21 protein-coding genes and 4 tRNA genes are annotated in these 22,133 nt (G+C 62.5%); 21 read left to right on the top strand and 4 right to left on the bottom strand.

Going from position 1 to position 22,133, the window contains the following annotated elements; all coding sequences use genetic code 11:
* Positions 1 to 205: 205 nt before the first annotated feature.
* The 3 genes from J7573_RS20285 to J7573_RS20275 are packed head-to-tail and all read left to right on the top strand — an operon-like array spanning position 206 to position 3,768.
* Positions 206 to 865, top strand: coding sequence for a paraquat-inducible protein A (locus J7573_RS20285; protein WP_294339568.1), 660 nt, complete (start codon positions 206 to 208; stop codon positions 863 to 865).
* Positions 852 to 1,475: a paraquat-inducible protein A gene (locus J7573_RS20280; protein ID WP_110639939.1), complete on the top strand. Its 624-nt coding sequence runs from the start codon at positions 852 to 854 to the stop codon at positions 1,473 to 1,475. Before J7573_RS20285 ends, J7573_RS20280 begins: the two co-directional genes overlap by 14 nt.
* Entirely contained in the window at positions 1,468 to 3,768 is a 2,301-nt protein-coding gene (locus J7573_RS20275; RefSeq protein WP_294339563.1) for an MlaD family protein, read from the top strand. The genes J7573_RS20280 and J7573_RS20275 overlap by 8 nt, the downstream gene beginning before the upstream one ends.
* 255 nt (positions 3,769 to 4,023) lie before the next feature.
* On the opposite strand, the gene rpsT is transcribed toward J7573_RS20275, so the two are convergent.
* Positions 4,024 to 4,302: a 30S ribosomal protein S20 gene (gene rpsT / locus J7573_RS20270; RefSeq protein ID WP_003247625.1), complete on the bottom strand. Its 279-nt coding sequence runs from the start codon at positions 4,300 to 4,302 to the stop codon at positions 4,024 to 4,026.
* Positions 4,303 to 4,552: 250 nt separating this feature from the next.
* Here rpsT and murJ point away from each other — a divergent pair, with 250 nt between their 5' ends.
* The 6 genes from murJ to ispH all read left to right on the top strand — a co-directional run bounded on the left by murJ (position 4,553) and on the right by ispH (position 11,887).
* Positions 4,553 to 6,091 (top strand): murein biosynthesis integral membrane protein MurJ, encoded by a 1,539-nt coding sequence (gene murJ / locus J7573_RS20265; RefSeq protein ID WP_294339539.1) that lies wholly within the window; start codon positions 4,553 to 4,555, stop codon positions 6,089 to 6,091.
* 118 nt (positions 6,092 to 6,209) lie between these two features.
* Entirely contained in the window at positions 6,210 to 7,160 is a 951-nt protein-coding gene (gene ribF / locus J7573_RS20260; protein ID WP_103445786.1) for a bifunctional riboflavin kinase/FAD synthetase, read from the top strand.
* The gene (gene ileS, locus J7573_RS20255; protein ID WP_294339532.1) at positions 7,157 to 9,988 is read left to right on the top strand and encodes an isoleucine--tRNA ligase; all 2,832 of its coding nucleotides are present in this window, start codon (positions 7,157 to 7,159) and stop codon (positions 9,986 to 9,988) included. The genes ribF and ileS overlap by 4 nt, the downstream gene beginning before the upstream one ends.
* Positions 9,981 to 10,496, top strand: coding sequence for a signal peptidase II (gene lspA, locus J7573_RS20250; protein ID WP_054886101.1), 516 nt, complete (start codon positions 9,981 to 9,983; stop codon positions 10,494 to 10,496). Before ileS ends, lspA begins: the two co-directional genes overlap by 8 nt.
* Entirely contained in the window at positions 10,489 to 10,926 is a 438-nt protein-coding gene (gene fkpB / locus J7573_RS20245) for an FKBP-type peptidyl-prolyl cis-trans isomerase (RefSeq protein WP_294339528.1), read from the top strand. The genes lspA and fkpB overlap by 8 nt, the downstream gene beginning before the upstream one ends.
* 13 nt (positions 10,927 to 10,939) lie before the next feature.
* Complete coding sequence (ispH, locus tag J7573_RS20240; protein WP_294339526.1) at positions 10,940 to 11,887, top strand: 4-hydroxy-3-methylbut-2-enyl diphosphate reductase; 948 nt, start codon at positions 10,940 to 10,942, stop codon at positions 11,885 to 11,887.
* A gap of 1 nt (position 11,888) precedes the next feature.
* Here ispH and J7573_RS20235 read toward each other — a convergent pair whose 3' ends face one another.
* A complete protein-coding gene (locus tag J7573_RS20235) occupies positions 11,889 to 12,368 on the bottom strand; it encodes a GspH/FimT family pseudopilin (RefSeq protein ID WP_294339524.1) in 480 nt (159 codons plus the stop codon).
* A 109-nt stretch (positions 12,369 to 12,477) separates the two neighbouring features.
* Between J7573_RS20235 and J7573_RS20230 the strand changes: the two genes are divergently transcribed.
* Genes J7573_RS20230 through thiO form a run of 5 tightly spaced genes read left to right on the top strand, consistent with a single transcriptional unit; the run spans position 12,478 to position 15,322 of the window.
* Complete coding sequence (locus tag J7573_RS20230) at positions 12,478 to 12,660, top strand: prepilin-type N-terminal cleavage/methylation domain-containing protein (protein ID WP_294339575.1); 183 nt, start codon at positions 12,478 to 12,480, stop codon at positions 12,658 to 12,660.
* Positions 12,657 to 13,310 carry a pilus assembly protein PilW gene (locus J7573_RS20225; RefSeq protein WP_294339521.1) on the top strand — a complete coding sequence of 218 codons (654 nt, stop codon included), beginning with the start codon at positions 12,657 to 12,659 and terminating at the stop codon, positions 13,308 to 13,310. The genes J7573_RS20230 and J7573_RS20225 overlap by 4 nt, the downstream gene beginning before the upstream one ends.
* Positions 13,307 to 13,780: a hypothetical protein gene (locus J7573_RS20220; RefSeq protein ID WP_294339517.1), complete on the top strand. Its 474-nt coding sequence runs from the start codon at positions 13,307 to 13,309 to the stop codon at positions 13,778 to 13,780. Before J7573_RS20225 ends, J7573_RS20220 begins: the two co-directional genes overlap by 4 nt.
* Position 13,781: 1 nt before the next feature.
* A complete protein-coding gene (locus J7573_RS20215; protein WP_294339515.1) occupies positions 13,782 to 14,171 on the top strand; it encodes a type IV pilin protein in 390 nt (129 codons plus the stop codon).
* 53 nt (positions 14,172 to 14,224) lie between these two features.
* On the top strand, positions 14,225 to 15,322 hold the full coding sequence (thiO, locus tag J7573_RS20210) for a glycine oxidase ThiO (protein ID WP_294339513.1): 1,098 nt from the start codon (positions 14,225 to 14,227) through the stop codon (positions 15,320 to 15,322).
* 93 nt (positions 15,323 to 15,415) lie between these two features.
* On the opposite strand, the gene J7573_RS20205 is transcribed toward thiO, so the two are convergent.
* Complete coding sequence (locus J7573_RS20205) at positions 15,416 to 15,646, bottom strand: PP0621 family protein (protein WP_294339511.1); 231 nt, start codon at positions 15,644 to 15,646, stop codon at positions 15,416 to 15,418.
* A gap of 93 nt (positions 15,647 to 15,739) precedes the next feature.
* Positions 15,740 to 16,759: an outer membrane protein assembly factor BamD gene (locus tag J7573_RS20200; protein ID WP_294339508.1), complete on the bottom strand. Its 1,020-nt coding sequence runs from the start codon at positions 16,757 to 16,759 to the stop codon at positions 15,740 to 15,742.
* A 147-nt stretch (positions 16,760 to 16,906) separates the two neighbouring features.
* Here J7573_RS20200 and rluD point away from each other — a divergent pair, with 147 nt between their 5' ends.
* The 7 genes from rluD to J7573_RS20165 all read left to right on the top strand — a co-directional run bounded on the left by rluD (position 16,907) and on the right by J7573_RS20165 (position 22,129).
* Positions 16,907 to 17,869, top strand: a complete 963-nt coding sequence (gene rluD / locus J7573_RS20195; RefSeq protein WP_294339505.1) for a 23S rRNA pseudouridine(1911/1915/1917) synthase RluD — start codon at positions 16,907 to 16,909, stop codon at positions 17,867 to 17,869.
* The gene (gene pgeF, locus J7573_RS20190) at positions 17,866 to 18,606 is read left to right on the top strand and encodes a peptidoglycan editing factor PgeF (protein ID WP_294339504.1); all 741 of its coding nucleotides are present in this window, start codon (positions 17,866 to 17,868) and stop codon (positions 18,604 to 18,606) included. The genes rluD and pgeF overlap by 4 nt, the downstream gene beginning before the upstream one ends.
* Positions 18,607 to 18,746: 140 nt before the next feature.
* Entirely contained in the window at positions 18,747 to 21,311 is a 2,565-nt protein-coding gene (clpB, locus tag J7573_RS20185) for an ATP-dependent chaperone ClpB (RefSeq protein ID WP_294339501.1), read from the top strand.
* A gap of 452 nt (positions 21,312 to 21,763) precedes the next feature.
* A tRNA-Asn gene (locus J7573_RS20180) sits at positions 21,764 to 21,839 on the top strand.
* 4 nt (positions 21,840 to 21,843) lie between these two features.
* Positions 21,844 to 21,920 (top strand) — tRNA-Pro (locus tag J7573_RS20175).
* 6 nt (positions 21,921 to 21,926) lie between these two features.
* Positions 21,927 to 22,002 (top strand) — tRNA-Lys (locus tag J7573_RS20170).
* Positions 22,003 to 22,052: 50 nt separating this feature from the next.
* Positions 22,053 to 22,129, top strand: a tRNA-Pro gene (locus J7573_RS20165).
* The last annotated feature ends 4 nt before the right edge of the window (positions 22,130 to 22,133 follow it).

The following is a 22,133-nucleotide window of genomic DNA, read 5'->3' as shown; positions in this document are numbered from 1 at the left end:
GTAGTGAAACGATGCATCGCCGATGGTAGTGTGGGGTTTCCCCATGTGAGAGTAGGTCATCGTCAAGATTCATTTCGCAAAACCCCTATCTGCGCATGCAGGTAGGGGTTTTGTCTTTCTGGATCCACGGTAGGCATTAGTCATCTCCCACATTTCGAGCTGGGAACACTAGAATAGAGCCGACGTACCTATTCAGAATATCGAGATGCCCGATCCCTTCGAAACCCAAGCCCTAGAGCAGTTGCCGCTGGAAGACCTGGTCGCCTGCCACGAGTGCGACCTGCTGATGCGCAAGCCGGTGCTGCAGCATGACGAAAAAGCCCAATGCCCGCGCTGTGGCTACGAGCTGTACGCCCACCGGCACAATGTGGTCAACCGCAGCCTGGCCCTGGTGTTGACGGCCTTGTTGCTGTTCGTGCCGGCCAACTTCCTGCCCATCATGCAACTGCACCTGCTCGGCCAGACTTCGGACGATACCGTCTGGAGTGGTGTGCTGGGCCTGTACAACTCAGAGATGCGCGGCGTTGCCGTGGTGGTGTTCCTCTGTAGCATGGCCATTCCACTGCTCAAGCTCCTGTGCCAGTTGGCCGTATTGTTGAGCATCCGCCTGAATGTGGGGCGTGATTACGGGCTGGTGTTCTACCGCTTTTATCACCACCTGCGTGACTGGGGCATGCTCGAGGTCTACTTCATGGGCGTGCTGGTGGCGATCGTCAAACTCGTGGATCTGGCCGAACTGACGGTTGGCCTGGGTCTGTTCTGTTTCATCAGCCTGTTACTGGTCCAGGTCTGGCTCGAAGTGGTGATGTCGCCACACCAGATCTGGAGCGCGTTGTCGGGGGAGGATCTCCATGCGGGCGATTGATGCAGGCATCCTGGTCTGCAATGAATGTCATGAACTGAACCGTCAGGATGCCGAAAGCGATTCGCAGACCTGTACGCGCTGCGGCGCCATCGTGCACGCGCGGCGACCCAACAGCATCATCCGTACCTGGGCACTGCTGATCACTGCTTCGATTCTGTACATCCCGGCCAACCTGTTGCCGATCATGACTATCAGCACCTTGGGGCAGGGTAGCGGCGACACCATCATGTCGGGCGTCATTACCTTGCTCAAGCACGGCATGGTGCCAATCGCCGCCGTGGTGTTCATTGCCAGCATTCTGGTGCCTACCTTCAAGCTGGTGGGCATCGGTCTGTTGCTGTATTCGGTCCAGCGCCGCCAGCCGCTTTCGGCAAGGCAGCGGATACTGATGTACCGCTTCATCGAGTTCATAGGACGCTGGTCCATGCTGGACATCTTCGTCATTGCCATTTTGGTGGCGGTGGTGAATTTCGGTCGTATCGCCAGTGTCGAAGCCAACCTGGGCGCTGTCGCCTTCGCAACTGTGGTGATTCTCACGATGCTTGCTGCTTTAACTTTTGATCCCCGACTGATCTGGGATAACACGGAGTCGGATGACGACCATGAGTGACATGCCAACGGCTAAAACCCGCCCTGCCTCGAACTGGTCGGCCATCTGGATCCTGCCGCTGATCGCGCTGATGATCGGTGGCTGGCTGGCCTGGCAGGCCTACCGCGATGCTGGCGTGGAGATCGAGGTGCGCTTCGAGACCGGCGAAGGCATCGTCGCCAACAAGACCGAGGTCATCTACAAGGGCATGTCGGTCGGCAAGGTCACGAAGCTGGTGCTCGATGCCAAGGGCGATAACCAGGGGGTGATCGCCACCATCGAGATGAACAAGGCCGCCGATCCGCACCTGACCAAAGGCACGCGGTTCTGGCTGGTCAAGCCAAGTGTCAGTCTGGCGGGTATCTCGGGCCTGGAAACACTGGTATCCGGCAACTACATCGCTGTCAGCCCGGGTGAGGGCGAACGGACCAAGCGCTTTACCGCACTGAAGGTTGCGCCGCCGCTGGCCGACACCGAGCCCGGCCTGCACCTGACCCTCAAGGCTGAGCGCCTGGGTTCGCTCAATCGGGACAGCCCGGTGTTCTACAAGCAGATCCAGGTTGGCCGGGTGAAAAGCTATCGCCTGTCCGACGACCAGAGCACGGTCGAGGTCAAAGTGTTCATCGAGCCCGGCTACGCCAGCCTGGTGCGCAAGCACACGCGTTTCTGGAATGCCAGCGGCATCAGCATCGACGCTGACCTGTCGGGTGTGAAGGTGCGCAGCGAGTCGTTGTCCAGCATCGTGGCCGGCGGTATCGCCTTCGCTACGCCGGAGTATCGCAAGGACAGCCCACCGACCGACCCGAGCCTGCCGTTCCGCTTGTATGAAGACTTCGATGCAGCCCAGGCGGGTATCCGCGTCAAAGTGAAGTTGAGCGACTACGAAGGCCTGCAGGCTGGTCGTACGCCAGTCATGTACAAGGGTATTCAGGTGGGCTCGTTGAAAGCCCTGAAGATGGAAGACAACCTGGCCAGCGCCACGGCCGAGCTGACGCTGGACCCGCTTGCCGAGGACTATCTGGTCGATGGCACGCAGTTCTGGGTAGTCAAACCATCGATTTCCCTGGCCGGTATCACCGGACTGGAAGCGCTGGTCAAAGGCAACTACATTGCCATCCGCCCAGGCGAGAAGGGCGCCAAGCCACAGCGCGAGTTCGAGGCGCGGCCCAAGGCCCCGCCGCTGGACCTGAAGGCACCCGGTCTGCACCTGGTGCTGTTCGCCGACACCCTGGGTTCTCTGGAGATCGGCAGCCCGGTGATGTATCGCCAGGTGAAGGTCGGTAGCGTGCAGAGCTACCAGTTTGCCCGCAACAGCAAGCGGATCCTGATCGGTGTGCACATCGAGAAGGAATACGAGAACCTGGTCAACGGCTCCTCGCGCTTCTGGAACGTCAGCGGTATTACCCTGACCGGTGGCCTGTCGGGTATCAAGATCAAGAGTGAGTCGCTGCAGACACTGATGGCCGGCGGTATCGCCTTCGATACGCCTACGCCCGATGTTGCGCTCAAGCGCCGTATCCCACGCTTCCGCCTGCTGGAGAGCCAGGAGGCGGTGAATCGCACTGGTACCCTGGTCACCATTCGGGTAGACCGTGCCGACGGCCTCAAGCCGGGTACGCCAATCCGCTTCCGTGGCCTGGACGTGGGTAGCGTCGAGAGCGTGGACCTGACAAAAGACTTGCAGGCGGTGCTGCTGCGAGCACGTATCACCGAAGCGGCTGATCGCATTGCCCGTGCGGGCACGCAGTTCTGGGTGGTCAAGCCGGCGCTTGGGCTGGTGCGCACCGAGAACCTCGATACCTTGATCGGCGGGCAGTACATCGAAGTGCAGCCGGCGGCGAAGGACAAGGGGCCACAGCGTGATTTCATCGCGCTGGGCGAAGCACCTGAAATCGTCGGCGAGGAAGTGGGCTTGCCGTTGACCCTGAGTGCGCCGCGGCGCGGTTCGATCAAGCCGGGGGTGCCTGTTACCTACCGCGAGGTGGCGGTGGGCAAGGTGACCGGTTTCGAGCTGGGGCAGACTGCAGACCGCGTGTTGATCCACATTCTGATCGAGCCGCGTTATGCCGCCCTGGTGCGCGGTGGCAGCCGGTTCTGGAACAGCAGTGGCTTCGGCTTCGACTGGGGGCTGTTCAAGGGCGCCACGGTGCGTACCGAGTCGCTGCAAACGCTCATCGATGGTGGCATAGCCTTCGCCACGCCTGAAGGCGAGCAGATGGGCAACCCGGCACGGCCGCAGCAGACTTTCGCCTTGTTCGACAAGCCGGAGGATGCCTGGCTGCAGTGGGCGCCGAAGATCCAGATCGCGAAGTAACAGTAGACGGGGCCGCCACGAGCGGCCTTTGCTGGTTCTTAAAGCTGGCGCAACCCCTGTGGGAGCCGCGCTTGCCGGCGATGGGCCGCGAAGCGGCCCCGACAATTTACGCAACAACCTTGAAATCGTGGGGCCGCTTCGCGGCCCATCGCCGGCAAGCGCGGCTCCCACAAGTACAGCGCACGCCTGGAGGCGGCATTAAACTGCAGGCATAAAAAAACCGACCCTAGGGTCGGTTTTTTCGACAAGCGTCGCTTAGGCAGCTGCAGCTTCTTTCAGCGCCTTGATGTGGCCATTCAGACGGCCTTTGTGGCGAGCAGCTTTGTTCTTGTGGATGATACCTTTGTCGGCCATACGGTCGATTACAGGTACAGCCAGAACGTAAGCGGCTTGCGCTTTTTCGGCGTCTTTTGCGTCGATGGCTTTAACTACATTCTTGATGTAGGTGCGGACCATGGAACGCAGGCTGGCGTTGTGGCTGCGACGCTTCTCAGCCTGTTTTGCACGTTTCTTGGCGGAAGGTGTGTTGGCCACCGTCGAGCTCCTCGAAAGACTTTAGGTAAATAGCAAACAAAATAGGCCGCGAATCATGCCGATGAGTCGACCGGATGTCAAGGCCACCTGCAGGGTTCCGCCGAGTGGTGCAGCAACAGGCGGGAAATATTCCTTTCTGCCGTGCTACCTGTAAACTCGGGAATTTTTGGCTCCCCTGCGAAGGCGCGGGAGTATCGCACATTCGGACGCTGTCTGGCAGCGCCCTCTGTCCCTGGCGTGAATCTTTTCGATGAATCTGCTCAAATCCCTGGCTGCAGTCAGCTCCATCACCATGATTTCGCGGGTGCTGGGCTTCGTGCGCGACACTATCCTGGCCCGTGTTTTCGGTGCCGGGATCGCCACCGACGCCTTCTTCATCGCCTTCAAGCTGCCCAACCTGCTGCGGCGGATCTTTGCTGAAGGGGCGTTCTCCCAGGCGTTCGTGCCGATTCTGGCCGAATACAAGACCCAGCAAGGCGAGGAGGCGACACGGACCTTCATCGCCTACGTCAGCGGCCTGCTGACCCTGGTGCTGGCCCTGGTCACGGCGGTCGGCATCCTCGCCGCGCCGTGGGTGGTCTGGGCCACCGCCCCAGGCTTTGTCGACAGTGCCGAGAAGTACGCGCTGACCACCGACCTGCTGCGGGTGACGTTCCCTTATATATTGCTGATCTCGCTGTCGTCCCTGGCCGGCGCGATCCTCAACACCTGGAACCGCTTTTCGGTCCCGGCGTTCACCCCGACCCTGCTCAACGTGGCGATGATCATCTTCGCCGTGCTGCTGACGCCGTACTTCAACCCGCCGATCATGGCCCTGGCCTGGGGCGTGCTGGCCGGTGGCCTGGCGCAGTTGCTTTACCAGCTGCCAGCGCTGAAGAAGATCGGCATGCTCGTGCTGCCGCGTCTCAACCTGCGCGACGCTGGCGTATGGCGGGTGCTCAAGCAGATGCTGCCGGCGATCCTCGGGGTGTCGGTGAGCCAGATCTCGCTGATCATCAACACCATCTTCGCCTCGTTCCTGGTCGCCGGCTCGGTGTCGTGGATGTACTACGCCGACCGCCTCATGGAGCTGCCTTCGGGGGTGCTGGGCGTTGCCCTGGGCACCATCCTGCTGCCGACCCTGGCCAAGACCTACGCCAACAAGGACCGCGAGGAGTATTCGCGGATCATGGACTGGGGCCTGCGCCTGTGCTTCCTGCTGGTGCTGCCGTGCACCCTGGCCCTGGCGATCCTCGCCGAGCCGCTGACCGTGGCGCTGTTCCAGTACGGCAAGTTCAGCGCCTTCGACGCCGCGATGACCCAACGTGCGCTGATCGCCTATTCGGTCGGCCTGCTGGCGATCATCCTGGTCAAGGTACTGGCACCGGGCTTCTATGCGCAGCAGAATATCCGTACGCCGGTGAAGATCGCGATCTTCACCCTGGTCTGTACCCAGCTGTTCAACCTGGCGCTGGTCGGCCCGCTGCAGCACGCCGGCCTGGCCCTGGCGATCAGCCTGGGTGCCTGCCTGAACGCGGGCCTGCTGTTCTGGAAGCTGCGCAGCCAGCAATTGTTCCAGCCGCAACCGGGCTGGGCGATGTACCTGCTCAAGCTGGTACTGGCAGTTACCCTGATGGCAGCGGTGCTGCTGGTGGGCATGCACTATCTGCCGGCCTGGGAACAGGGCAACATGCTCGAACGGTTCCTGCGCCTCGGTGCGTTGATCGCGGCGGGTGTGGTGACCTATTTCGGTTGCCTGTACCTGTGTGGTTTCCGGCCCCGGCATTTCGCCCGCAAGGCCCTGCATTGAGGTAGAAGGCGGGTCAGGCGTCGGTTTTTCGCATTCCACGCCACCCCTTGGCGCTGCTGCCTGTCACCAGCGCCCGGGTGTGGTTATAATCGGCCACTTTATGAGCAAGAAGCGCGTTATGCAGCTGGTTCGAGGTCTTCACAACCTGCGCCCCGAGCACCGGGGCTGTGTCGCCACCATTGGCAACTTCGACGGGGTTCACCGCGGCCACCAGGCAATCCTGGCGCGCCTGCGCGAGCGCGGCCAGGCGTTGGGCCTGCCGACCTGCGTGGTGATCTTCGAACCGCAGCCGCGCGAGTACTTCGCCCCGGACACCGCACCCGCCCGCCTGGCGCGCCTGCGCGACAAGGTCGAACTGCTGGCCGCCGAAGGCATCGACCGGGTCCTGTGCCTGGCGTTCAACCAGCGCCTGAGCAAGCTCAGCGCCGATGCGTTCGTCAAGGCGATCCTGGTCGATGGCCTGGGCGTGCGCCACCTCGAAGTGGGCGACGACTTCCGCTTCGGCTGCGACCGTGCCGGCGACTTCGCCTTCTTGGTCGCTGCCGGCGAGCAGTATGGGTTTACCGTCGAAGCCGCCAACACGGTGATCCAGGACGGCCTGCGGGTCAGCAGCACCGAGGTGCGCAAGGCGCTGTCCGAGGGCAACTTCGAGCTGGCCGAGCACCTGCTGGGCCGCCCATACCGTATTACCGGCCGTGTGCTGCATGGCCAGAAGCTGGCTCGCCAGCTGGGCACGCCGACCGCCAACATCCAGCTCAAGCGCCGCCGTGTGCCGTTGTCCGGGGTCTACCTGGCCAGCATCGAGATCGACGGCAAGGCCTGGCCGGGTGTCGGCAACATCGGGGTGCGCCCCACGGTGGCCGGCGACGGCCGCCCGCACCTCGAGATTCATCTACTGGATTATGCCGGCGATCTGTATGGCCGGCGCCTGACGGTGGAATTCCACCACAAGCTGCGTGAAGAGCAGCGATTCGCCTCCCTGGAGGCGCTGAAGTCGGCGATCGATGCGGATATCGCCGCCGCACGTGCACATTGGCACGCTCAACCGCTAACGAAGAGCCTGAAATGACCGACTACAAAGCCACGCTAAACCTTCCGGACACCGCCTTCCCCATGAAGGCCGGCCTGCCTCAGCGCGAACCGCAGATCCTGCAGCGCTGGGACAGCATTGGCCTGTACCAGAAGCTGCGCGAAATTGGCAAGGATCGTCCGAAGTTCGTCCTGCACGACGGCCCGCCCTATGCCAACGGCAAGATTCACATCGGTCATGCGCTGAACAAGATCCTCAAGGACATGATCGTCCGTTCCAAGACCCTGTCCGGCTTCGACGCGCCGTATGTACCGGGCTGGGACTGCCATGGCCTGCCGATCGAGCACAAGGTCGAGGTCACCCATGGCAAGCACCTGACCGCCGACCGCACCCGCGAGCTGTGCCGCGAGTACGCCGCCGAGCAGATCGAAGGGCAGAAGACCGAGTTCATTCGCCTGGGCGTGCTGGGTGACTGGGACAACCCGTACAAGACCATGAACTTCGCCAACGAGGCCGGTGAAATCCGTGCCCTGGCCGAAATGGTCAAGCAAGGCTTCGTGTTCAAGGGCCTCAAGCCTGTGAACTGGTGCTTCGATTGCGGTTCGGCCCTGGCTGAAGCCGAAGTCGAATACGCCGACAAGAAATCCCAGACCATCGACGTGGCCTTCCCGGTTGCCGACGAAGCCAAGCTGGCTGCCGCCTTCGGCCTGGCCTCGCTGGCCAAGCCAGCTGCCATCGTGATCTGGACCACCACGCCGTGGACCATTCCGGCCAACCAGGCGCTGAACATCCACCCGGAGTTCAAGTACGCCCTGGTCGACACTGGCGAGCGCCTGCTGGTGCTGGCTGAAGAGCTGGTCGAGTCGTGCCTCAAGCGTTACAACCTGGAAGGTTCGGTGATCGCCACCGCCCCAGGCTCGGCCCTGGAGCTGGTCAACTTCCGCCACCCGTTCTACGACCGCCTGTCGCCGATCTACCTGGCCGACTACGTCGAGCTGGGCGCCGGTACCGGCGTGGTGCACTCGGCACCTGCCTACGGTGAAGACGACTTCGTCACCTGCAAACGCTACGGCATGGTCAACGACGACATCCTCACGCCGGTGCAGAGCAACGGCGTGTACGTCGAGTCGCTGCCATTCTTCGGCGGCCAGTTCATCTGGAAGGCCAACCCGGCCATCGTCGACAAGCTGAGCGAAGTCGGCGCGCTGATGCACACCGAAACCATCAGCCACAGCTACATGCACTGCTGGCGCCACAAGACCCCGCTGATCTACCGCGCCACCGCGCAGTGGTTCGTCGGCATGGACAAGCAGCCGAGCACCGGCGAGCCGCTGCGCGAGCGTGCACTCAAGGCCATCGAAGACACCAAGTTCGTCCCGGCCTGGGGCCAGGCGCGCCTGCACTCGATGATCGCCAACCGCCCGGACTGGTGCATCTCGCGTCAGCGCAACTGGGGCGTACCGATCCCGTTCTTCCTGCACAAGCAGACCGGCGAGCTGCACCCGCGCACCGTCGAGCTGATGGAAGCCGTGGCCAAGCGCGTCGAGCAAGAGGGCATCGAAGCCTGGTTCAAGCTGGACGCCGCCGAACTGCTGGGTGACGAAGCCGGCCAGTACGACAAGATCGCCGATACCCTGGACGTCTGGTTCGACTCCGGTACCACTCACTGGCACGTGCTGCGTGGCTCCCACGACATCGGCCACGCCACCGGCCCGCGCGCCGACCTGTACCTGGAAGGTTCCGACCAGCACCGCGGCTGGTTCCACTCGTCCTTGCTGACCGGTTGCGCCATCGACGGCCACGCGCCGTACCGCGAGCTGCTGACCCACGGCTTCACCGTGGACGAAAGCGGCCGCAAGATGTCCAAGTCGCTGGGCAACACCATCGAGCCGGAGAAGGTCAACAACACCCTGGGTGCCGACATCCTGCGCCTGTGGGTTTCCGCGACCGACTACTCGGGCGAGATGGCGGTTTCCGAGCAGATCCTGCAGCGCAGCGCCGATGCCTACCGCCGTATCCGCAACACCGCGCGCTTCCTGCTGTCCAACCTGTCCGGCTTCGACCCGGCCCGCGACCTGCTGGCCCCTGAAGACATGCTGGCCCTGGACCGCTGGGCAGTGGACCGTACCCTGCTGCTGCAGCGCGAGCTGGAAGAGCACTACGGCGAATACCGCTTCTGGAACGTCTACTCGAAGATCCACAACTTCTGCGTGCAGGAACTGGGTGGCTTCTACCTCGACATCATCAAGGACCGCCAGTACACCACCGGCGCCAACAGTGTTGCTCGCCGTTCCTGCCAGACCGCGCTGTATCACATCAGCGAGGCGCTGGTGCGCTGGATCGCGCCGATCCTGGCGTTCACCGCTGACGAAATCTGGCAGTACCTGCCGGGCGAGCGTAACGAGTCGGTGATGCTCAATGGTTGGTACCAGGGCCTGACCGAGCTGCCGGAAGGCACCGAGCTGGACCGCGCCTACTGGGACCGCGTGATGGCCGTGAAGGCAGCGGTCAACAAGGAGCTGGAGAACCAGCGTACCGCCAAGGTCATCGGCGGCAACCTGCAGGCTGAAGTCACCCTGTTCGCCGAGGAAGGCCTGAGCGCCGACCTGAGCAAGCTGGGCGACGAGCTGCGCTTCGTGCTGATCACCTCGGCCGCCAGCGTGGTGCCATTCGCCCAGGCGCCGGCCGAAGCCGTGGCCACCGAAGTCGAAGGCCTCAAGCTGCAGGTGGTCAAGTCTGGGCACGTCAAGTGCGGCCGTTGCTGGCACTTCCGCGCCGACGTCGGCAGCCACCCGGAGCACCCGGAAATCTGCGGCCGTTGCGTCGACAACCTGAGCGGCTCGGGTGAGGTGCGCCACTATGCCTAACCCTGCAGCGGGGCGCTTCGGGCGCCTTGCATGGCTGTGGCTGAGCTTGCTGGTCCTGGTCCTCGACCAGGCCACCAAGCTGTACTTCAACAACGCCCTGACCATGTACCAGCAGATCGTCGTCATCCCTGACTACTTCAGCTGGACCCTGGCCTACAACACCGGTGCTGCCTTCAGCTTCCTCGCCGATGGCGCCGGCTGGCAGCGTTGGCTGTTTGCCCTGATCGCCGTGGTGGTCAGTGCGGTGCTGGTGGTCTGGCTCAAGCGCCTGGGGCGCGGCGAGACCTGGCTGGCGGTGGCGTTGGCATTGGTACTGGGCGGTGCGATCGGCAACCTGTACGACCGCATCGTGCTCGGCCATGTGGTCGACTTCATCCTGGTGCACTGGCAGAACCGTCATTACTTCCCGGCCTTCAACCTGGCCGATAGCGCCATCACCGTTGGTGCGGTGATGCTGGCGCTGGATATGTTCAAGAGCAAGAAGTCCGAGGATCCGGTCCATGACTGACACCCGTATCGGCCAGAACACCGAAGTCACCCTGCACTTCGCGCTGCACCTGGAAAACGGCGACACCGTCGACAGCACCTTCGACAAGGCCCCGGCCACCTTCAAGGTCGGCGACGGCAACCTGCTGCCAGGCTTCGAGAGCGCGCTGTTCGGCTTCAAGGCCGGTGACAAGCGCACTGTGGTGGTGGCCCCGGAGAACGCTTTCGGCCAGCCCAACCCACAGAACGTGCAAGTCATGCCGCGGTCCAACTTCGAAGGCATGGAGTTGTCCGAAGGGCTGCTGATCATCTTCAACGACGCCGCCAACACCGAGCTGCCGGGTGTGGTCAAAGCGTTCGACGACAACCAGGTGACCATCGACTTCAATCACCCACTGGCTGGCAAGACCCTGACCTTCGAGGTGGAGATCCTCGAGGTCAAGGCCCTGTAGCCTGGAGCCGAGCATGCAAATCAAACTCGCCAACCCGCGCGGCTTCTGCGCGGGGGTCGACCGGGCGATCGAGATCGTCAACCGTGCGCTGGAAGTCTTCGGCCCGCCGATCTATGTGCGTCACGAAGTGGTGCACAACAAGTTCGTGGTGGAAGACCTGCGCAACCGTGGCGCCATCTTCGTCGAAGAACTGGACCAGGTGCCGGACGATGTCATCGTCATCTTCAGTGCCCACGGTGTTTCCCAGGCCGTGCGCCAGGAAGCCGCCGGCCGGGGCCTGAAGGTGTTCGACGCGACCTGCCCGCTGGTTACCAAGGTGCACATCGAAGTGGCCAAGTACAGCCGCGATGGCCGTGAGTGCATTCTCATCGGTCACGAGGGACACCCGGAAGTCGAAGGCACCATGGGGCAATACGACGCCAGCAACGGCGGCGCCATCTACCTCGTCGAAGACGAGGAAGATGTTGCCCAGCTGCAGGTGAACGACCCGGACCACCTGGCCTTCGTCACCCAGACCACGCTGTCGATGGACGATACCAGCCGCGTCATCGATGCCCTGCGCGCACGCTTCCCGAACATCGGCGGCCCGCGCAAGGACGACATCTGTTACGCCACGCAAAACCGCCAGGACGCCGTCAAGCAGCTGGCCGAGGAGAGTGATGTATTGCTGGTAGTTGGCAGCCCCAACAGCTCCAACTCCAACCGCCTGCGCGAGCTGGCCGAGCGCATGGGCACCCCGGCCTATCTGATCGATGGCGCTGAGGACATGCAGCTTGCCTGGTTTGAAAAGGCGCAACGGGTGGGCATCACTGCCGGTGCTTCGGCCCCCGAAGTGTTGGTGCAGGGTGTGATCGAACAGCTCAAGGCCTGGGGCGCTACCGGCGCCGAAGAGCTGGATGGGCGGCCGGAGAACATCACGTTCTCCATGCCTAAAGAGCTGCGGGTTCGCTCGCTGATCTGAATCAAGGGCCTGCGCACAGAGAATCTGTTTTGTCATCTGTGCGCAGGTCGACCCTTCCTGCACTTGATATCACCACGCGATACTTGCTGCTCGTTGATGAGCCTTCGCAAACTCTGATCGTTGCGCCCAGGCGCCCCACCGGCATTCCCTGTGCACTGAACTTCACCTGCCCATCGGTGTTGCCGGCTATTTTCATCAGCCGTGAGAACCGGTGTTCGCGTAGTACTTGTTGGTTGTGTTCGAGCAACACGCGCCAACCTTTCCCCCAATCACCCTCCAGTGGTCGCACCAACACCGGCTGACTTTGCAGCATGGCGTGGCTGCGTGCGCCGCGCAGCGTTTGGGTCAGGTCCCGGGCCGCCGCCGCTCTGTATAGGTCATCGCTCAACCTTGCGTAGGCCGGCATGCCGAGCTGCGTCAGCAATGCGGCCATGGCCAGGGCGAACATCATTTGAATCAGTGTTACACCACGTTGCCTCACCGTGCATTCCTCCCTGGAAGTGCTTGGCTATAGCTTCACGGTCGGTGGGCATGACGTCCAGACGACCAAGTTCAAGGTAGTTGCAGGAAAAGTCGCGGGAGGTGCAGGGATGCACAAGAAACAGCGGGGCATGACGCTTCTGGAGGTGCTGTTGGCAGTAGTCGTGGTGGCAGTGGGCATCTTGGCCTCGGCCGCCTTACAGCTTAAGGCATTGCAAGCCACCGACAGTGCACGGCGGGAAGGGCAGGCAGCGTTGGCGGAGCACAGTGAATACGAGCGGAACCGGCCATGAAGCGCATTCAAGTCGGCTTCGGGTTGCTGGAGGTCATGCTGGCGCTCGCGATCGGGCTGATGGTGTTGGTGGCTACCAGTCAGCTTTTTGTTTCCGCTTATCAAACATGGCGGCTTCAGGGCGCGGCGTTGCGCCTGCAGGATGACGCACGCTTGGCCCTCCTGCGCATGGCCCAAGATATCCGAATGGCTGGCATGTTTGGTTGCCTGCGACTGAAGTCCAGTGACTTCAAGGATCCGCTTGCTCAGCAGGTATTCTCGCAGCCATTGGTGATTGGGGCGTCCAGCCTGGAATTGGTGGTCGCTGAGTCATCGGGATACACAGGAAAGCCGGACTGGACATTGCTGACGGACTGCCGTGAAGAAGCCGTCGTCTTCAAAGATCCTCCTTCGCAAACGGGTACGGTCATGGCCGTGCGGATCAGCCGTCATCGTTACGAGCTGCGCGGTTCAATTCTCTATTTCACACAGGGCCAAAACTCACAGCCGCAGCCGCTCGCCAACCATGTGAGTGAGATGCAGGTGATGCAGGTTGATGCGCCCGAGGGGGAAAGGGTTGACCTGCAACTGACGTTGTTTGAACCGACACTGCAACTTGAGCAGCGCCATGAACTGAGCGTGGCACTGCGCAATTCGGTATCCATCCCATGAACCATCAGCGCGGTATCGTACTGCTGCTGTCGCTGGTGTTCAGCCTGCTGCTGGCCTTGCTTGCAGCTTCAGCCCTACGCGACGCGCTGATCGAAACGCGCATGACAGGCGCCATGAGTGATGGCCTGTTGGCATTCGAACAAGCGGAGATCGTGCTGCAGGCTGGCGTCGATGAACTGCAGCGCTCCCCGCCCGTGAAGTGCAGCGACTGCCAACCACCATCACGTCCGCACGACCTGCAAGGCCAATGGCAAAGCATCAAGGGCGGCTACTTTCACCTGCAGAACCTGGGTACAACTACCCGCGCCGCCCATATGCCGGAGGGGGAACGGGTCACCTTGTACCGAATAACAGCCGTCAGCCAGCAACTGGCAGCCCGCCAGGTCCTGGAGGCCGTCTACGCCATCCCAACCGCTCAAGCACAAGCCCCCCAGCGCATCCTCTGGCGGCAAAGACTGAGGCAGGACTGACATGCAGCAAGGTATGAGCCTGATCGAGTTGTTGATTGTCGTGGCCGTGACCGGCATTCTGGCAGCCATTGCCTACCCCAGTTACAGCGACCAGCTCAGGCGAGCCGCACGCAGCGAAGTGGTTGGCCTGCTGCATGACGCTGCCCTGCGCCTGGAACGCCATCGCGTGCGCACTGGCCAGTACGCCGAGGGCGACCCACATCTGCCCACCAGCAACCGCCACTACCGCCTGCAGGCCCAGCGTGACAGCGACACCTTCACGCTGATCGCCCGCCGGCTGCCCGATGGCCTGATGGCCGATGACCGCTGTGGCGACTTCCAGCTCGACCAGGCCGGCGTGCAGAGCAATCCGGGCGCCATGCAAAGCAACGAGCGCTGCTGGGGAAGCTGAAGGTTGAATGATGCCCAGGCATCGCGGATTTACTTCAGGTGTTGGATCGACAGATGAGCAAGCAAGTAGTGGTGGTCGGCGGCGGGGTGATCGGCCTGCTGACCGCGTTCAACCTGGCGGCGAGGGTCGGCCAGGTGGTGGTGTGTGATCAGGGCGAAGTTGGCCGTGAGTCTTCCTGGGCCGGCGGCGGTATCGTTTCGCCGCTGTACCCCTGGCGCTACAGCCCGGCGGTGACCGCCCTGGCGCATTGGTCGCAGGATTTTTATCCACAGCTGGGCGAGCGCCTGTTCGCCAGTACTGGCCTCGATCCGGAGGTGCACACCACTGGCCTGTACTGGCTCGACCTGGATGACGAAGCCGAGGCGCTGGCCTGGGCCGAGCGCGAACGGCGGCCACTCAGCGCTGTGGATATCTCCGCCGCCTACGATGCGGTGCCGGTGCTTGGCCCAGGTTTCAAGCACGCGATCTTCATGGCTGGTGTGGCCAATGTGCGCAACCCGCGGCTGGTGAAGTCGCTCAAGGCAGCGTTGCTGGCACTGCCCAACGTGACCTTGCGTGAGCACTGCCAGGTCAGCGGCTTCGTTCATGAGAACGGGCGCGTGACTGGCGTACAGACGGCTGACGGTGTGCTCATGGCAGATGAAGTGGTGCTCAGCGCTGGCGCCTGGAGCGGTGACCTGCTGCGCACCCTGGGGCTCGAACTGCCGGTCGAGCCGGTGAAGGGCCAGATGATCCTGTTCAAGTGCGCCGAGGACTTCCTGCCGAGCATGGTGCTGGCCAAGGGGCGCTATGCGATCCCGCGGCGTGACGGGCACATCCTGGTGGGCAGTACGCTGGAACATGCCGGTTACGACAAGACCCCGACCGAGGACGCGTTGGCCAGCCTCAAGGCTTCAGCCATCGAACTGCTGCCAGCGCTCAAGGATGCCAAGGTGGTGGGGCACTGGGCCGGACTGCGGCCCGGCTCGCCGGAAGGCATTCCCTACATTGGGCCGGTACCTGGGCATGACGGTTTGTGGTTGAACTGCGGGCATTACCGCAACGGGCTGGTGCTGGCGCCGGCTTCGTGTCAGCTGTTCACCGACCTTTTGACCGGGGCCGAGCCGATCATCGATCCGGCGCCGTATGCGCCAGAGGGGCGTTTGGGCTAAGGGCCTCTTCGCGGGTATACCCGCTCCTACAGGGATCTCACAGATCTGTGTGGGAGCGGGTTTACCCGCGAAAGGGCGTGAACAGGGATAGCCTCAGCCTTGTCGGCCAGGCCCCTGCTGCAAGTGCGCCTGGCTGCAATACCAGTCATTACCCTGCTGCAGCGCCCGGTCGTCGGGCAGGTGCACGCCGCAGTGGGCGCAGCGCACCATCTTCAGCGGCGCGTCGAGCTTCGGCTCGGGGTGCGACTGCTGGCTGACTTTGAACTTGCGCCACAGCCAGAACGCGGCGGCGATCAGGGCGATCCAGAAAAGTAGGCGAACCATGGTGTCCAGCTTGTTGGTTGTAGAAGCCGACAGTCTAGGACGCGGGCATAAAAAAAGGGAGGCCTCAGGCCTCCCTTTCTCATTGCGCTTGGATCAGTCGAACAGACCAAAGGTCATGTAGCTGAACCACGAACGGTCTTTTTCAGCTTCCTTCGGGCCTGCCGGCACGATCGGGTCGCCGTTCTCGTCCTTCGGCAGCAGCTCTTGCGGCATTTCGTCGCGCGCGTCCTGGAACTGCTTGACCACGTCCTGGTTGGCGCGGGTTTCGCCCGGCGGCAACGGGGTTTCGGTCTCGATCAGGCCCAGGGTGGCCTTGGACAGCCAGCCGCGGCCGTCAGACTCGGTCTGCTTGGGCTGGAACTGGCCATCGACCAGGCTCGGGTGGTCGGGGTAGTTGAGCTTGAGGGTTTCCAGGCTGGTGGCCGCCAGGTCGTCCAGGTGCATCTTCTGGTAGGACTCGACCATGATCGCCAGGCCGTCGCCGACCGATGGGGTTTCCTGGAAGTTCTCGACCACGTAGCGGCCACGGTTGGCAGCGGCCACGTAGGCCTGGCGGCTCAGGTAGTAGTCGGCCACGTGGATTTCGTAGGAAGCCAGCAGGTTGCGCAGGTAGATCATGCGCTGCTTGGCATCCGGCGAGTAGCGGCTGTTGGGGAAGCGGCTGGTCAGCTGGGCGAACTCGTTGTACGAGTCGCGGGCGGCACCCGGGTCACGCTTGGTCATGTCCAGCGGCAGGAAGCGCGCCAGCAGGCCACGGTCCTGGTCGAACGAGGTCAGGCCCTTGAGGTAGTAGGCGTAGTCGACGTTCGGGTGCTGCGGGTGCAGGCGGATGAAGCGCTCGGCGGCCGATTTGGCGGCCTCAGGCTCGGAGTTCTTGTAGTTGGCGTAGATCAGCTCGAGCTGCGCCTGGTCGGCGTAGCGGCCGAACGGGTAGCGCGACTCCAGGGCCTTGAGCTTGTTCACGGCGCTGGTGTAGCTGGAGTTGTCCAGGTCAGCCTGAGCCTGTTGATACAGCTCGGCCTCGCTGAGGTTCTCGTCAATGACTTCCTTATTAGAGGAACAGGCCGCGGTGAGCCCGAGGATGGCGATCAGCAGCAGGTGTTTCACTTGCATGGCGGCTTGCGTCCCTTTGACGGCCGCTGTCTTGGGCGGTGCCGTCCTGTTATGATGAGCGCCCCGGCCAACCCCGGGACAAAAGAAGCCGTATTTAACCACAAGCTCGCAGCCGAAACCAAAGGCTGTGCGCCCGCCGAATCGAGCATGTCCGAGATCATTCAACTTAGCGCAGAGGTCCCGTCCGAACTGGGCGGCCAACGCCTCGACCAGGTCGCCGCCCAATTGTTCGCCGAGTATTCGCGTTCGCGGCTTACTTCGTGGATCAAAGAGGGCCGCCTGACGGTCGATGGCGCGGTCGTGCGCCCACGGGACCCCGTCCATGGTGGCTCGCAGCTTGTCCTGGAGGCCGAGCAAGAGGCCCAGGGTGAGTGGGTCGCAGAGGATATCGAACTGGATATCGTCTACGAAGACGACCACATCTTGGTGATCAACAAGCCTGCCGGGCTGGTTGTGCACCCGGCCGCCGGGCATGCCAGTGGTACGCTGCTCAATGCGCTGCTGCACCACGTGCCAGACATCATCAACGTGCCGCGCGCCGGTATCGTTCACCGTCTGGACAAGGACACCACCGGTCTGATGGTGGTGGCCAAGACCTTGCAGGCGCAGACCAAGCTGGTCGAGCAGTTGCAGAGCCGCACGGTCAGCCGCATCTACGAGTGCATCGTGGTTGGGGTGGTGATCGCCGGCGGCAAGATCGACGCCCCGATCGGTCGTCACGGCGGGCTGCGTCAGCGCATGGCGGTCACTGACGGCGGCAAGCCTGCGGTCAGCCACTACCGGGTGCTCAAGCGCTTCCGTTCGCACACCCATGTGCGGGTCAAGCTGGAAACCGGCCGTACGCACCAGATCCGCGTGCACATGGCGCATGTCGGTTATCCGCTGGTCGGCGACCAGACGTACGGTGTGCGTTTCCGTATTCCGCCGGCAGCCAGCCCAACCATGGTCGAGGCGGTCAAGAACTTCCCGCGCCAGGCGCTGCATGCGCGGTTCCTGGCTTTGGTCCACCCGATCACTGGCGAGAAGATGAAGTGGGAGTCGCCACTGCCGGACGACTTCGTCTGGTTGCTGTCGCTGCTCAACCAGGACCGCGAGAGCTTTATCGGATGAACGGCCTGACGCAGTCGCTGCTGTTCCCCGACTGGCCAGCCCCGGCCTCGGTTCGCGCCTGTGTCACTACCCGTGAGGGCGGCGTCAGCCTGCCGCCCTACGAATCCTTCAATCTCGGCGATCACGTGGGCGATGACCCGCTCGCCGTCGCCGAGAACCGCCGACGCTTGAGTGACGAATTCACTATCCAGCCAGCCTGGCTCAAGCAGGTGCATGGCCTGGTGGTGGCGGATGCCGACCCGGCGCTGGTGGCCGAGGCCGATGCCAGCTGGACTGACCAGCCAGGCATTGCCTGTACCGTGATGACGGCCGATTGCCTGCCAGCGCTGTTCTGTGATCGCGCCGGTACTCGCGTGGCGGCAGCCCATGCCGGCTGGCGCGGGCTGGCGGGTGGCGTGCTCGAGGCCACCCTTGACCGCCTGGCGCTGGCGCCTGAAGAGGTGCTGGTGTGGCTCGGGCCGGCCATTGGCCCCAAGGCCTTCGAAGTGGGGCTGGAAGTGCGCGATGCCTTTACCGCCGTGCATCCTGAAGCGGCCAGGGCCTTCGTCGACGGCGAACGGCCGGGCAAGTTGATGGCCGACATCTATGAGCTGGCGCGCATTCGCCTGGCGGCGCGTGGGGTGACGGCTGTTTATGGTGGTGGTTACTGCACGGTCAGTGATGAGCGATTCTTCTCCTATCGCCGTACCCCGCAAGGCGGGCGCTTCGCCTCGCTGGTCTGGCTGGCCTCGCGCTAATCCACCAGGTTGACCCCGGTCAACCCCGCTACGCTTGAATCTTCCAGAATCAGCCTTATCTATAAGGTCATCTCAGGCAGGTTTCTTCATAAACAGGCGCTGTCCATCGCTCCGACCTGCCCTTTAAAGGAAGGTACACCATGCGAATAGACCGTTTGACCAGCAAGCTCCAGCTTGCAATATCCGATGCCCAATCCCTGGCCGTTGGCATGGACCACCCAGCCATCGAGCCCGTGCACCTGTTGCAGGCACTGCTCGAACAGCAGGGCGGTTCGATCAAGCCGCTGCTGATGCAGGTTGGCTTCGACATCAACAACCTGCGCCAGGCGTTGGTGAAAGAACTCGACCAGTTACCGAAAATCCAGAACCCCACGGGCGACGTGAACATGTCGCAGGACCTGGCGCGCCTGCTCAACCAGGCCGACCGCCTGGCCCAGCAGAAGGGCGACCAGTTCATTTCCAGCGAACTGGTGGTGCTCGCCGCCATGGACGAGAACAGCAAGCTCGGCAAGCTGTTGCTCAGCCAGGGCGTGACCAAGAAGGCCCTGGAAAACGCCATCAACAACCTGCGCGGCGGTGCGGCGGTGAATGACGCCAACGCTGAAGAATCGCGCCAGGCCCTGGACAAGTACACCGTCGACCTGACCAAGCGCGCCGAGGAAGGCAAGCTCGACCCGGTGATCGGCCGTGACGACGAAATCCGCCGCACCGTGCAGGTGCTCCAGCGTCGGACCAAGAACAACCCGGTGCTGATCGGTGAGCCTGGCGTGGGTAAAACCGCCATCGCCGAAGGCCTGGCCCAGCGCATCATCAACGGCGAAGTGCCCGATGGCCTGAAAGGCAAGCGCCTGCTGGCGCTGGACATGGGCGCGCTGATTGCCGGTGCCAAGTACCGCGGCGAGTTCGAAGAGCGCCTCAAAGGCCTGCTCAACGAGCTGTCCAAGCAGGAAGGCCAGATCATCCTGTTCATCGACGAACTGCACACCATGGTCGGCGCCGGCAAAGGCGAGGGCGCCATGGACGCCGGCAACATGCTCAAGCCGGCCCTGGCCCGTGGCGAGCTGCACTGCGTCGGCGCCACCACGCTCAACGAATACCGCCAGTTCATCGAGAAGGACGCGGCGCTGGAGCGGCGTTTCCAGAAAGTGCTGGTGGAAGAGCCGAGCGAGGAAGACACCATCGCCATCCTGCGTGGCCTGAAAGAGCGCTATGAAGTGCACCACAAGGTGGCCATCACCGACGGTGCAATCATCGCCGCAGCCAAGCTCAGCCACCGCTACATCACCGACCGCCAGCTGCCGGACAAGGCCATCGACCTGATCGACGAAGCGGCCAGCCGCATCCGCATGGAGATAGACTCCAAGCCGGAAGTGCTGGACCGCCTCGACCGCCGCCTGATCCAGCTGAAGGTGGAATCCCAGGCGCTGAAGAAGGAAGAAGACGAGGCGGCGAAGAAGCGTCTCGAGAAGCTCACCGAAGAAATCGAGCGGCTGGAGCGCGAATATTCCGACCTGGAAGAGATCTGGGCGTCGGAAAAAGCCGAAGTGCAGGGCTCGGCGCAGATCCAGCAAAAGATCGAGCAGGCTCGTCAGGAGCTGGAAAGCGCCCGGCGCAAAGGTGACCTGAGCCGCATGGCCGAGCTGCAGTATGGGGTGATCCCGGACCTGGAGCGCAGCCTGCAGATGGTCGACCAGCACGGTAAGACCGAGAACCAGTTGCTGCGCAACAAGGTCACCGAGGAAGAAATTGCCGAAGTGGTGTCCAAGTGGACCGGCATCCCGGTGGCGAAGATGCTCGAAGGCGAGCGCGAGAAGCTGCTGAAGATGGAAGATTTGCTGCACCAGCGGGTGATCGGCCAAGGCGAGGCGGTGACCGCGGTTGCCAACGCCGTGCGCCGTTCGCGTGCCGGGCTGTCCGACCCGAACCGGCCAAGTGGTTCGTTCCTGTTCCTTGGCCCGACCGGCGTGGGCAAGACCGAGCTGTGCAAGGCGCTGGCCGAGTTCCTGTTCGACACCGAAGAGGCCATGGTGCGCATCGACATGTCCGAGTTCATGGAGAAACACTCCGTGGCTCGCCTGATCGGTGCCCCGCCAGGCTACGTTGGTTATGAAGAGGGCGGTTACCTGACCGAGGCCGTGCGCCGCAAGCCGTACTCGGTGGTGCTGCTGGATGAAGTGGAGAAGGCTCACCCGGATGTGTTCAACGTGCTGCTGCAGGTGCTGGAAGACGGCCGCCTGACTGACAGCCATGGCCGCACCGTGGACTTCCGCAACACGGTGATCGTGATGACCTCCAACCTGGGCTCGGCGCAGATCCAGGAGCTGGTGGGGGATCGCGAGGCGCAGCGTGCGGCGGTGATGGACGCAGTGGGTTCGCACTTCCGTCCGGAGTTCATCAACCGCATCGACGAAGTGGTGGTGTTCGAGCCGCTGGGCCGCGAGCAGATCGCCGGTATCACCGAGATTCAGCTTGGCCGCCTGCGCAGCCGCCTGCTCGAACGCGAACTGTCGCTGAGCCTGAGCCCAGAGGCCTTGGACAAGTTGATCGCCGTGGGTTACGACCCGGTATACGGTGCACGGCCGCTGAAGCGGGCGATCCAGCGCTGGATCGAAAACCCGCTGGCGCAGCTGATCCTGGCTGGCAAGTTCATCCCAGGGACGGCGATTACTGCCAAGGTGGAAGGCGACGAAATCGTCTTTGCCTGATTGCAGTTGTGAACAAGCCCCGCTTCGGCGGGGCTTTTTTGTGTCTTCCTGTGCCGGCCTCTTCGCGGGTAAACCCGCTCCTACAGGGTAATGCGATCTCCTGTGGGAGCGGGCGAGCCCGCGAAGAGGCAGGCACAGGCCCAGCAAATCCGGGGCTTTCCGGGGGTTTGAGATAACTTGCTGAAATTTTTGAAATTTCTGCTTGCATCAAGAATCGAGTGCCCCTAATATACGCCGCGTTGTCAGGCACTAAGCGAATCACCAGCAACATCGGTGACCGCAAAACAACTTACAAATCAGTAAGTTGAATGAAAAAAAGTGGTTGACAAGCAAAACGAAGAATGTAGAATAGCCGGCCTCAGCAGCGACAAAGCGAAAGCAGAGAAGCTAAAGAGTCCGAAGCGAACACAGTCTTCGGAGTAGCAGTGAAGTAAGTTGTACCGAAGTTCAGTTCCGCGATAGCTCAGTCGGTAGAGCAAATGACTGTTAATCATTGGGTCCCTGGTTCGAGTCCAGGTCGCGGAGCCAATCTCGGGGTGTAGCGCAGTCCGGTAGCGCGCCTGCTTTGGGAGCAGGATGTCAGGAGTTCGAATCCCCTCACCCCGACCATTTTCCGGGTCGTTAGCTCAGTTGGTAGAGCAGTTGGCTTTTAACCAATTGGTCGTAGGTTCGAATCCTACACGACCCACCATGTAAAAAGGGGCATCTCGATCGAGGTGCCCTTTTTTTTAAGCAAGACCTCGGGGTGTAGCGCAGTCCGGTAGCGCGCCTGCTTTGGGAGCAGGATGTCAGGAGTTCGAATCCCCTCACCCCGACCATTTT

The organism is Pseudomonas sp., assembly GCF_017744435.1.
Lineage (GTDB): Bacteria > Pseudomonadota > Gammaproteobacteria > Pseudomonadales > Pseudomonadaceae > Aquipseudomonas.
This window is presented reverse-complemented; position numbering and strand designations above follow the sequence as displayed.

Bases quoted from the DNA above. Each gene is read 5' to 3' on its own strand.
- J7573_RS20285 (WP_294339568.1), top strand. From the start codon at position 206: ATGCCCGATCCCTTCGAAACCCAAGCCCTAGAGCAGTTGCCGCTGGAA.
- J7573_RS20280 (WP_110639939.1), top strand. From the start codon at position 852: ATGCGGGCGATTGATGCAGGCATCCTGGTCTGCAATGAATGTCATGAA.
- J7573_RS20275 (WP_294339563.1), top strand. From the start codon at position 1,468: ATGAGTGACATGCCAACGGCTAAAACCCGCCCTGCCTCGAACTGGTCG.
- murJ (WP_294339539.1), top strand. From the start codon at position 4,553: ATGAATCTGCTCAAATCCCTGGCTGCAGTCAGCTCCATCACCATGATT.
- ribF (WP_103445786.1), top strand. From the start codon at position 6,210: ATGCAGCTGGTTCGAGGTCTTCACAACCTGCGCCCCGAGCACCGGGGC.
- ileS (WP_294339532.1), top strand. From the start codon at position 7,157: ATGACCGACTACAAAGCCACGCTAAACCTTCCGGACACCGCCTTCCCC.
- lspA (WP_054886101.1), top strand. From the start codon at position 9,981: ATGCCTAACCCTGCAGCGGGGCGCTTCGGGCGCCTTGCATGGCTGTGG.
- fkpB (WP_294339528.1), top strand. From the start codon at position 10,489: ATGACTGACACCCGTATCGGCCAGAACACCGAAGTCACCCTGCACTTC.
- ispH (WP_294339526.1), top strand. From the start codon at position 10,940: ATGCAAATCAAACTCGCCAACCCGCGCGGCTTCTGCGCGGGGGTCGAC.
- J7573_RS20230 (WP_294339575.1), top strand. From the start codon at position 12,478: ATGCACAAGAAACAGCGGGGCATGACGCTTCTGGAGGTGCTGTTGGCA.
- J7573_RS20225 (WP_294339521.1), top strand. From the start codon at position 12,657: ATGAAGCGCATTCAAGTCGGCTTCGGGTTGCTGGAGGTCATGCTGGCG.
- J7573_RS20220 (WP_294339517.1), top strand. From the start codon at position 13,307: ATGAACCATCAGCGCGGTATCGTACTGCTGCTGTCGCTGGTGTTCAGC.
- J7573_RS20215 (WP_294339515.1), top strand. From the start codon at position 13,782: ATGCAGCAAGGTATGAGCCTGATCGAGTTGTTGATTGTCGTGGCCGTG.
- thiO (WP_294339513.1), top strand. From the start codon at position 14,225: ATGAGCAAGCAAGTAGTGGTGGTCGGCGGCGGGGTGATCGGCCTGCTG.
- J7573_RS20205 (WP_294339511.1), bottom strand. From the start codon at position 15,646: ATGGTTCGCCTACTTTTCTGGATCGCCCTGATCGCCGCCGCGTTCTGG.
- J7573_RS20200 (WP_294339508.1), bottom strand. From the start codon at position 16,759: ATGCAAGTGAAACACCTGCTGCTGATCGCCATCCTCGGGCTCACCGCG.
- rluD (WP_294339505.1), top strand. From the start codon at position 16,907: ATGTCCGAGATCATTCAACTTAGCGCAGAGGTCCCGTCCGAACTGGGC.
- pgeF (WP_294339504.1), top strand. From the start codon at position 17,866: ATGAACGGCCTGACGCAGTCGCTGCTGTTCCCCGACTGGCCAGCCCCG.
- clpB (WP_294339501.1), top strand. From the start codon at position 18,747: ATGCGAATAGACCGTTTGACCAGCAAGCTCCAGCTTGCAATATCCGAT.